The 10612-nt window shown below is 62.2% G+C and carries 9 protein-coding genes; 2 read left to right on the plus strand and 7 right to left on the minus strand.

Features of this window, described 5'->3' with window-relative positions:
- Positions 1 to 755 (minus strand): IMP dehydrogenase (guaB, locus tag JNL55_RS03515; protein WP_293849321.1); only part of this gene is annotated, 755 nt, incomplete at its 3' end.
- A gap of 126 nt (positions 756 to 881) precedes the next feature.
- Between guaB and xseA the strand changes: the two genes are divergently transcribed.
- Together xseA and JNL55_RS03525 are read left to right on the plus strand one after the other, a co-directional pair.
- A complete protein-coding gene (xseA, locus tag JNL55_RS03520; protein WP_293849324.1) occupies positions 882 to 2564 on the plus strand; it encodes an exodeoxyribonuclease VII large subunit in 1683 nt (560 codons plus the stop codon).
- The gene (locus JNL55_RS03525; RefSeq protein ID WP_293849327.1) at positions 2561 to 3400 is read left to right on the plus strand and encodes a peptidoglycan DD-metalloendopeptidase family protein; all 840 of its coding nucleotides are present in this window, start codon (positions 2561 to 2563) and stop codon (positions 3398 to 3400) included. Before xseA ends, JNL55_RS03525 begins: the two co-directional genes overlap by 4 nt.
- 17 nt (positions 3401 to 3417) lie before the next feature.
- On the opposite strand, the gene JNL55_RS03530 is transcribed toward JNL55_RS03525, so the two are convergent.
- From JNL55_RS03530 to hisS, 6 genes are all read right to left on the minus strand, one after another.
- The gene (locus JNL55_RS03530; RefSeq protein ID WP_293849330.1) at positions 3418 to 4518 is read right to left on the minus strand and encodes a Fic family protein; all 1101 of its coding nucleotides are present in this window, start codon (positions 4516 to 4518) and stop codon (positions 3418 to 3420) included.
- A gap of 119 nt (positions 4519 to 4637) precedes the next feature.
- Entirely contained in the window at positions 4638 to 5750 is a 1113-nt protein-coding gene (gene metX / locus JNL55_RS03535; RefSeq protein ID WP_293849333.1) for a homoserine O-acetyltransferase MetX, read from the minus strand.
- Between the two features lie 521 nt (positions 5751 to 6271).
- Positions 6272 to 7669 (minus strand): ribosome biogenesis GTPase Der, encoded by a 1398-nt coding sequence (der, locus tag JNL55_RS03540; RefSeq protein ID WP_293849336.1) that lies wholly within the window; start codon positions 7667 to 7669, stop codon positions 6272 to 6274.
- Positions 7670 to 7720: 51 nt separating this feature from the next.
- A complete protein-coding gene (bamB, locus tag JNL55_RS03545; RefSeq protein ID WP_293849339.1) occupies positions 7721 to 8926 on the minus strand; it encodes an outer membrane protein assembly factor BamB in 1206 nt (401 codons plus the stop codon).
- Positions 8923 to 9621: a YfgM family protein gene (locus tag JNL55_RS03550; RefSeq protein ID WP_293849341.1), complete on the minus strand. Its 699-nt coding sequence runs from the start codon at positions 9619 to 9621 to the stop codon at positions 8923 to 8925. The genes bamB and JNL55_RS03550 overlap by 4 nt, the downstream gene beginning before the upstream one ends.
- A 43-nt stretch (positions 9622 to 9664) precedes the next feature.
- Positions 9665 to 10612, minus strand: a 948-nt coding sequence (hisS, locus tag JNL55_RS03555; protein ID WP_293849344.1) for a histidine--tRNA ligase, incomplete at its 5' end; no start/stop codon positions are given.

Raw genomic sequence — 10612 nt, forward strand, 5'->3', positions numbered from 1 at the left:
GAATGGCCGTGCGCCGTGTCGACGATGATCACGTCGACGCCGACTTCACGTAACGCAGCGACCCGCTTCAATGTGTCAGCGCCGGTGCCGACGGCAGCGCCGACGCGCAGCGCGCCTCGGTCATCCTTGGCGGCACGCGGGAATTCGGTGGCTTTCTGGAAGTCTTTGACGGTGATCATGCCCTTCAGGTTGAAGTCGGCATCGACCACCAGCACTTTCTCGATGCGATGCTTGTGGAGCAGTGCCAGCACTTCGTCTTTCGGCGCGTTTTCGCGCACGGTGACCAGGCGCTCTTGCGGGGTCATCACGGTGGAGACCGGGGCGTCCAGCTTGGTTTCGAAGCGCAGATCTCGGTGAGTGACGATGCCCACCGCTTTGGAGCCCACCACCACCGGCACGCCGGAAATGTTCTTGGAGCGAGTCAGCTCCAGCACTTCGCGAATGGTCTTGTCGGGGGAGATGGTGAACGGGTCGTGGATCACGCCGCTCTCGAACTTCTTCACCTTGGCCACTTCCCGAGCCTGGGCCTCGATGCTCATGTTCTTATGAACGATGCCGATGCCGCCTTCCTGGGCAATGGTGATGGCCAGCCGGGCCTCGGTCACCGTGTCCATGGCGGCGGACAGAATGGGCAAATTGAGCCGAATACCGCGAGTGAGTTGCGTGCTTAGGTCAGCGTCGCGCGGCAGGAAATTTGAGTAAGCCGGGACCAGAAGCACGTCGTCGAAGGTGAGTGCTTCCTCGAGAATACGCATGGTGGGGCGCCCGCGGGTTATCGATGAAAGCGCGCCATTGTACGCGGCGGAGCCCTTCCGGTATAGGCCTGAGACGGACAACGTCGGACGTGCGCGCCCGGGAAGTAGTCTGTAGCCTTCTCGGCCATGAATCGCGAACTGGAATTCGACTTCTCGCCACCGGCCGGGCCCAAGCCCGCTGCGGCCGAGGCGCCCGCCCCGCGCCCCGCCGAGCCGGCGCCGGAAGCCAAAAAGGCAGCAACTCCGCCAACCCGCAAGCCGGCCCGCGCGCCCGTGCGGCCGCCGGTCGAGGAAACCGACCCGCCAGCCGAGCCCACCCAGCCCGAACGCGACGTTTACACGCCAGGCCGCCTGAACAAGGAAGCCCGGATGCTGCTGGAACGCGGCCTGCCGTCGCTGTGGCTGGAGGGCGAGATCTCCAACCTGTCGCGCCCGTCCTCGGGACACTGGTACTTCTCGTTGAAGGACGAGTCCGCCCAGCTGCGATGCGCCATGTTCCGCCAGAAAAACATGGGCGCCCGCTTCACTCCCAAGGACGGCATGCACGTTCTGACGCGCGGGCGCGTGAGTCTGTACGAGCCTCGCGGCGACTATCAGTTCATCGCGGATCACATGGAGGAAGCCGGCGAAGGCGTGCTCCGTCGACGCTTCGAGCTGCTGAAGACCAAACTCGCGGCCGAAGGGTTGTTCGATGCCGCTCGTAAACGCGGTTTGCCTCGCTTGCCGAAGCGGATCGGCGTGGTCACGTCGCCAACCGGCGCTGCCGTTCGCGACGTGCTCAACATTCTGCGTCGACGGTTCTGCTCGATTCCGGTGTTGATCTATCCGGTTCAGGTGCAAGGCGCGACCGCCGCCGGACAGATCGCTGCAACGATTCGGCTCGCGTCGGCCCGCGCCGAATGCGACGTGTTGATCGTCGCTCGCGGTGGCGGTTCGCTCGAGGACTTATGGGCGTTCAACGAAGAAGTGGTGGCGCGCGCCATCTTCGATTGTGCGATTCCGGTCGTATCAGGCGTGGGTCACGAGGTCGACTTCACCATCGCCGACTTCGTTGCCGACGTGCGAGCTCCAACGCCGTCGGGTGCAGCCGAGTTGGTCGCCCCCGACTGCAATGAGTGGACGCGCAGCGTTGCCTTGTTGGGCCGACGCGCCCGAACGGCGATGGTTCGTAATCTCGCAGCTCGACAACAGCGACTGGTGTGGCTCGAACGCCGGCTCGCGCAAGTACATCCAGGCGTCGAGCTGAGACAAAAGGCGCAGCGTCTCGACGACTTGGAACAACGATTGAGTCGTTGCATGCGACATGGCTTGTTCAAGCGTCGCAGTTCGCTCGTGGAACTCGCCGCTCATCTTCGTCAACGTTCGCCCGCGTTGCGCGTCGCTGCTGCTCGCGGTCGATTGGACATTGCGCGCAAGACGCTGGGAACATCGCTGCAGCGGCGAGTGAGTGTCGCTGAGAGTCGCTTGCGTCACGCCGCCAGCAATTTGCGTCAGCACTCGCCGGTGGCTCGCATCGCTGCGCTACGCCGTCGAGTCGAGATTGCCGACAAGAGCATGGAGACGACGCTGCAAAGGCAGCTGCGTAACCTGGAAGCACGCTTCAAACTTGCGGCCGGCAAGTTGAATACAGTGAGTCCGCTGGCGACGTTGCAACGTGGCTACGCCATCGTCACCGATGCCAACGGCACGGTCGTTACCGATGCAGCGCCAGTGAAACAAGGCGATATGATCGAGACACGCTTGGCTCATGGCTCGCTACGCGCTCGCGTCGAGCAAGTGGTGCCGCATCGAGATGACGAGAAACAATGAACCTCAAGCTGAAGTCACACCTCACTCGCTTTGCTCTGCTGCCGCTGCTGTTCGCCGGCTTCGCTGCCGGCGCTGCTGAATTGCCCAAGGAAAGTCGCGTACCCGGCGGCATCGCGCTGGTGCCCGTTCCGGGCGGCGATCTCGCACCGACGGTCATCTTCAACACTCATCGCGTCGCCGTAGTCCGGCAGGATGACAAATGGCTCGCGGTGGTCGGCATTCCGCTGGCAGAAAAGCCCGGCGAGTTGAAACTCAAAGTCAGCACGCCCAGCGGCACTAGCGAAGTCCCCTTTCGCATCACGGATAAGAGTTATCGAACTCAGAATTTGACCATCAAGAATCAGCGCCAGGTGGACCCGAATCCTGACGATCTGAAACGCATCGGTGCGGAAACCAAACGTTCGGACGCAGCACTGTCCAAGTTCACCTCCACTGATACACCGTCACTGCAACTGATCTCACCCGTCGAAGGCGTGCGCTCAGATTCCTACGGCTCACGTCGCGTGTTCAACGGCCAGCCTCGCAATCCGCATTCGGGAATGGACATCGCTGCCGCCAAAGGCACACCGATTCGCTCGCCCGCAGCTGGCACAGTGGTCGAAGCCGGCGATTTCTTTTTCAACGGCAACACGCTGTACATCGATCACGGCGATGGCTTGGTGACCATGTACTGTCATCTCGACAGCATCAAAGTGAAATCAGGCGACAGCGTGAAGCAAGGCGATTTGCTCGGCACCGTCGGCGCTACCGGCCGTGTCACCGGCCCCCATTTGCATTGGGGCGTCGCGTTGAATCGAGCGATGGTGGATCCGGCGCTGTTTATCGGCAGCAAGTAAGCCCGGCCCGAGCCCCGCTAATTCAGATTCAACGAATAGCTGGTGCTCCGGCCGCCGCCCAGATCCTTTTTCAAAGCGCCCTTGGCCACCAGGTCCAGGATGTCGCGATAAGCGGTGTCCTGGGAGCATTTGGTGAGCGCCGCCCACTTCGAGGTGGTGAGCTTGCCTTCGAAGCCATCGAGCAGCCGATTCAACACTTTGATCTGCCGGTCGTGCATCGGCTCTTTAGCGAAGCGCTCCCAGAAGCGCGCCTTGTCCAACACGCCACCCAGCATGCCCTGCGAGCCTTCCATCGCACGCAGCAAGCAACCTAGAAACCATTCGTGCCACGCCGTGACGTCGAGCTCGCCTTTCTGGGTGCGCTCGAGCATTCGATAGTAGTCGTTACGCTCGTGACGGATCTGCGCCGACATGCTGTAGAAGCGCTGACTCGATCCTTCCGAGCGCGCTAGCGCCATATCGGCGACTGCTCGCGCGACTCGCCCGTTGCCGTCGTCGAAGGGATGGATGGTGACGAACCACAGGTGCGCCAGGCTGGCGACCAGCAACGGATCCATGTCGCCCGGCTTGTTGAACCAGGCCAGGAATTTTTTTATCTCAGCGCCCACGCGCTTCGCAGGCGGAGCCTGGTAGTGCACCTTCTGCCGGCCTATCGGACCGGACACGACCTGCATCGGGCCGTCGCGATCGTCACGCCATTTACCCACCAGGATGTCGCGCATGGCGCTGCGGGCCGTCGGAAACAAAGCCTTGTGCCAAGCGAACAAACGGGTGTCCGTCAGCGGCTTCGTATAGTTGCCGGTGGCGTCGAGCATCATTTCCACCACGCCGTCGACATTGCGGTCCGAGCGAACCAGCCCCGCCACATCCATCCCCAACTTACGCGCTATCGAGGAGCGGACCTGATCGCCGTTGAGCTTTTCACCCTCGATCTCGCTCGACTTGAGCACTTCCTGCGTCATTGCCCGCAGATGCGCCTCACCGCGCAGATCGAAGCCCAACGACTCCATCTTGCCCAGCAATCGGCCCTGCTCCTTGGCCGCACGGGCCAGCAACGGCGCCAGCGCCGCGGCCTCCCACACCAGTTTTGGCCAGCCTTTGAGCTGCCACAGGTACATGGCTAATCTCCGCACATTCTGCGGAGATTATGCTTTGGGATGCGGAGATTAGCCAGGGTATTCTCCGCACATTTTGCGGAGATTAGCCTCGCTATTCTCCGCACGAAGGGCCCCAGGAATCAGGGGTTGGCGAGCTTCAGGTCGGCCAGGAAGTCGGCCAGCACGGGGCGGAAGCGGTCCATGTCGACCAGGAAGGAATCATGGCCCTGGATGGAAGGCAGTCGGGCGAACTGCACGGTGCGGGTGCCGTTGCTGAGGCCGTCGGCCAGTTCCTGCTGTTGTTCGATGGGGAACAGCAGATCCGTTTCCACGCCGATGATCAACGCGCGCTCGACAGTGAATCGCCGCAGTGCCTCGGCGACCGAGCCGCCGTGGTCGGCGAGATCGAACAAATCCATGGCGCGAGAAATATACAAATAGCAGTTCGGATCGAACTGGCCGATGAATTTCACCGCGTGATTTTCCAGGTACGACTCGACTTCGAAGTCGATACCGAACGGATCGCCTGGCTTGCGCTCAGCATTGGCCCGCTCGCGGCCAAAGCGCTGCGACCACTCTTTAGCGGAACGGTAAGTGATCATGCCGAGCTTGCGAGCCAGTCGCATGCCCTGCACTGGAATGGCCTCAGCCGTGTAATTGCCGTCGAGCCACGCCGTATCTTTCCGAATCATTTCCCGCTGCAATGAGCGCAACGCGATGGCGAACGGCGTCGATCGCGCGCCGGAAGAAATGGAAACAACAGCGCGCGCACCTTCTGGAAACAAGGCGCAGTAAGCCAGTACCGTCATGCCACCGAGCGACGGCCCGACGACTGCAGCGAGCTTCTTGATCCCTAACGAAGCGACAACTTCGTGCCCAGCGCGAGCGATGTCTTCAACAGTGAGGACTGGAAATGACAGTCGATACGGCTGGCCCGTCGCCGGATTGGCGGACACCGGCGACGTCGAGCCGAACGGGCTGCCAAGCGAATTCACGCAGATCACGAAGAACCGACGAGTATCGATAGGCCGACCCGGACCGACCATGTCTTCCCACCAGCCTGGCGCTGGATCGTCAGTCGACGAAGCCGCATGCGCGGAGGGAGACAAGCCAGTGAAGATCAGAATGGCGTTGTCGTTACAAAAACTCAGCTCGCCCCAGGTTTCGTAGGCGATCTGCACGTCCTGCAAAGCGCCACCCCGCCGCATCGGAAAGGGGCGATCGAGAGAAAGGATTTTGCGGGCTGAAGCCATGAGAGGTGCCGTGTCTGTCCCAGACCTGGTGTTACCCGGAAGTGTAAACCTGAGCCGAGGGGCTCGAACATCGCCGGGTGGCATATGCAAATGCCCCTCCTTCCATCGCCACCTAAACCTGGACTGCACCTGGCTTGGACGTGACCTCGACCTGGCCTGGACAGAGCCTGCCTGTCCTTCCGAATCCTTTCCGGGCAACCGCACCCAACCTTTAAGCGCCGCCCGAGGTGACGTCTCTCCTCCCGGCAGCTTCGACGTACAGGGACGTGCTAGTCGCAGCAGCGCTCACCAGGGATGTGCGGCTAGGCGCGCAATGCGCGCCGGCCGTGCGCGGTGCCGGGAGGAGAGACGTCACCTCGGGCGGCGCTAGAGCCAGACGTCAGGCCTCCGACAGCAGCGCCGGAGCCGGACGTCAGCTCTCCGACAGCGGCGCCGGAGCCGGACGTCACACCTCTGACGGCTAACGTCGGGCCTCGAACGGCCCCGCCGGAGCAGACGTCAGGCCTTCTTACGAACAGGCCTCAGGTCTTCTTATGAGGCGACCGCTTGGCGTTCCGCTTCTCCGTGCGACGCTGCCTCGGCGTCAACGGATTGCGTTTGCCTTTGAAGGGGTTGTCATCGGCCCGGAACTGAACCCGCACCGGAGTGCCTTCAAGCTTGAAGGTCTTCCGAAACACATTCGCCAGATAACGCTTGTACGCATCCGGCACATGCTGAATCTGATTACCGTGCACCACGATGATGGGCGGATTCCGCCCGCCCTGGTGGGCATAGCGCAGTTTGATGCGACGACCACGAACCAAAGGCGGCTGATGCTGTTCCATCGCCGTCTCCAGAACACGAGTCAACTCAGGCGTCGCCATCTCACGCATCGACGCGTCGTAGGCGTGCTTCACGCCTCGCATCAACTCACCCACACCCGTGCCATGCAAAGCCGAAATGAAATGCACCGGCGCGAAATCCAAAAACGGCAGCCGCAAATCCAACCCAGCGCGAATCTCATCGCGCTTGTCGGAATGAATGCCATCCCACTTGTTGACCGCAATCAACAACGCGCGGCCTCGCTCGGCAACCATGCCGAACAAACTCGCATCCTGTTCCGTCACCGCATCGTGCGCGTCAATGACGCCAATCACGACGTTCGCCGAATCGACCGCCTGCAGCGCCTTGATGACGCTGAACTTCTCAATAGCCTCTTCAACGCGCGCACGGCGTCGCACGCCGGCGGTATCGATCAAAGTGTAGGTGTGTCCGTCGCGCTCGAACGGCACGAACACAGCATCGCGCGTAGTGCCGGGCTGATCGAATGAAATCAACCGTTCTTCACCGAGCAACCGATTGATGAGCGTCGACTTACCGACGTTGGGTCGCCCGATGACAGCGACGCGAATATCGTCCTGACCGCCAGCCGCAGCCGCGCCTTCCGGCAACACGATACCTTCGAGCGCCTCTTCCACCAGCGAGCGCACATTGTCGCCATGCTGAGCAGAGATGGCTCGCGGCTCGCCCAAGCCAAGCGCATAGAAATCCGCGCCGGCAGTGGCTGAGTCGACACCTTCCGCTTTGTTAGCGGCGAGAAAAACTTTCTTGCCGAGCTTGCGCAGCGTCTGCGCGATGTAATGATCGTCCGGCGTGATGCCGCTGCGAGAGTCGACCAGAAACAAAACCCGATCGGCCTCTTCCACCGCGCGCAACGCCTGCTTGACCATCTGCTGCTCGACGCCCTGCGCGTCGATGACCAGACCGCCGGTGTCGACCACCACATAAGGAAGCGAGCCGACCTTGCCGTAACCGTAGTTACGATCGCGCGTCAGTCCGGGAAGATCGGCGACCAGCGCGTCGCGAGTGCGCGTCAAGAAGTTGAACAACGTCGACTTACCGACGTTGGGGCGACCGACCAGCGCAATAACAGGCAGCATGATAAAAAACTAACAGTAGCGAATGAGTGTGCTGCCCGGGGCAGCGGCCAATTACTGGCCGCTGTCGGCGGTTTTTACTGCACGGGCAGCGCTGCGAAATACCAGCAGCTTGCCCGAGTCGGTTTGCACGAAGATACGTTCATTGTCGGAAACCGCAGCGTTGGTGATGCGCTCGCCGTCAGTCTTCTGACGAGCCACGATGTTGCCGGTAGCCTTGTCGAGCCAATGCAAATAACCCTGGAAATCGCCGACCACCAGCGCGTCGCCGTCGATGGCGGGCGCGGTCAGGCCGCGACGTTTCATGGTGTCCTGTTCCCACTGCACGGCGCCGTCACTACGACGCATGGCGATCACCACGCTGTCCGCATTGGTGAGATACAGATTCTGATCGTCCATGGTGAAACCGCGATAGCTCGACGTATCGCGCGCCCACCAGATCTGACCGGAGTCGCGCGCCAACATGGCGACGCGGCCCTGGAAGCCGACCACGAAAATGTCATCGCCCGAAACACGCGCCGGCGAATCGATATCGGCGAGACGCTCCAACTCGGTACGGCCGCGAGGAGCATTCACGATCGTGTCCCACAGCACTTCACCGCTACGCGGATCGACGGCGAGCACTTTGCCGCTGTCGAAGCCGGCGATGATGCGATCGCCCGCCAACACCGGCGGCGCCGTGCCACGCAGCGTCAGTCTCGGCACTTGTTCATCGACCGCCCACTTGGTGGCGCCATCGGCCAGCGCCAGGCCTTCGATGTGACCGTCGACGGTGCGGATCACCACCAGGTCGTTCACGACCAGCGGCTGAGCCAGCACTTCGCTGCCGATGGACTTGCGCCACTTCTGCGCACCGTTGCTGGCATCGAGCGCGACGATGTCGCCATCGCTCGAACCGAGCACCACCAGGCCGGCAGCAACTTCAGGACCGGCCGACAACGACAGCTTGGTCTTGATCAGCCAGTTGCGCTTGCCGGTGGCGGCGTTCATCGAGACCACTTCGCCACCGTGAGACGCGGCATACACGGTGCCGTCGACGACGTTGGGCTTGAGCGCCAGACGCAGCCGTTCCGAATCGCCGCCCAGCCCTGCCGTCCACTCACGCCGCACATCGCGCGTCGTGGTGATATCGGTGAGCTCGGCCGGCGGATCGACTTCCTTATCGTTGTCGCAGCCGAGCATGACCAGCAGAGCGGTCACAGCAGCGGCAACTCGCGCGCCTCGATACAGACGCGTCAAGGAAGCATTCTTTTCGATCATGGTTGACCCTCGGCCGGCGCCGGGTTGGTCTCGGCCGCAGCCGGCGTCTTATCGCCGCCCACGTCCTGCAGTTTCATTTCCAGCAAGCTGCGGTCGACCATGCGGTCGGCCGGAGCACCGATGTTATCCGCCAGCGCCGCGGCATACTCGGCTCGTGCCCCTTCAAGATTGCCTTTCGCAATCTGCGCGTCACCACGAATCTCGCGGACCTGCGCGGCGAATGCGCCCGCCTTGTCAGCATCCAGCACCTTCAGCGCGTCGTCGTGCTTGCCCTGCTGAATCAGCACGCGAGCCACACGCAGGCGCGCCACCCAGGCGAGCTCGGCGTCGGCAGACTGATCAGCCACCGCCTGCAACAGCGGCAACGCCTCGTCGTACTTGGCCTCTTCCACATGCTTCTTGGCCAACAGCAGGCGGGCCTGCTGGGCGTACGGCGACTTCTTGTGATCGGCAGCCAACGTGCCGAGCGAACGATTCGCGGCATCCAGTTCGTTACGGCCCAGCGCGCCACGAAAGTCCTCGTACAGCTTCTCAGCCGCGGTGGCCTCACCAGCGGTGCGCACCTTCCAGTACTGCCAGCCACCCAGCAATGCCAGGCCCAGCACCACGCCGCCCAGAATCCAGCTCCAGTTCTCACGCCACCAGTTACGGAGCGCTTCTTCCTGATCGCGATCGGTCAGATATTCTTCGACCATGACTTCTATCTTGATTGTAGTAACTAAATGAGGTCAGTCAGCGTCAGGCCCGCAGCCGCGAACCCAGCTCGTCGGCCAGCCGCTCCCAGGCAACTTCCACCTGCGCCGCCTCCACCCGCAAAGACTTCAGACCGGCGACCCGCTTGTCAGTTTCCGAATCGCCCAGAATCACTGCCCAGGCGGCGCCGCTCTTGTCGGCGCGCTTCAGCTGGGACTTGAAACTGCCACCGCCGCAGTTCATCTCGATGCGCAAGCCGGGGATTTGGTCGCGCAAATGTTCAGCTAATCGCAAGCCTTCGGCTTGGGCCCGCTCGCCGGCGATCACGAAGAACGCGTCCGGCGGGGTCGGTGCGACATCACCGTTCTGTACGCGGATCAGGTCGACCAGGCGCTCCTGGCCCAATGCCCAGCCAATGGCCGGCGTCGACTCGCCGCCGAGCTGCTCGACCAGGCCGTCGTAGCGACCGCCTGAACACACCGCGCCTTGCGCGCCGAGTTCGGTAGTCACCCACTCGAACACCGTGTGCGAGTAATAGTCCAGGCCGCGAACCAGCAACGGGTTGAGCACGTACTTGACGCCCAGGGCATCGAGATGACGGCACAGGCCCTTGAAGTGCTGGCGCGATTCGTCGTCCAGATGCTCAGTCAGCATCGGCGCGTTCTTGATGATGTCCTGCAGGTCCGGATTCTTGCTGTCCAGGATGCGCAGCGGATTGCCGTCGAGCCGGCGCAAGCTATCGGGATCGAGCTTGGACTTGTAAGCGGTGAAGTACTCCACCAGCTTCTCGCGATACACACGGCGCGACTGCGGCGTGCCCAGCGAGTTCAGATTCAGCTCCAAGCGTTTCACACCGGCCTGCGTCAGCAGCCGCGAGCTGAGCAAAATCACTTCGGCATCGATGTCCGGGCCCGGATAACCGAAGGCCTCGACGTCCAACTGATGAAACTGACGGAACCGGCCACGCTGCGGCTTCTCGTGCCGAAACATCGG

The sequence above is a fragment of the Steroidobacter sp. genome (genome assembly GCF_016790065.1).
In the GTDB taxonomy this organism is placed as follows: Bacteria; Pseudomonadota; Gammaproteobacteria; order Steroidobacterales; family Steroidobacteraceae; genus Steroidobacter.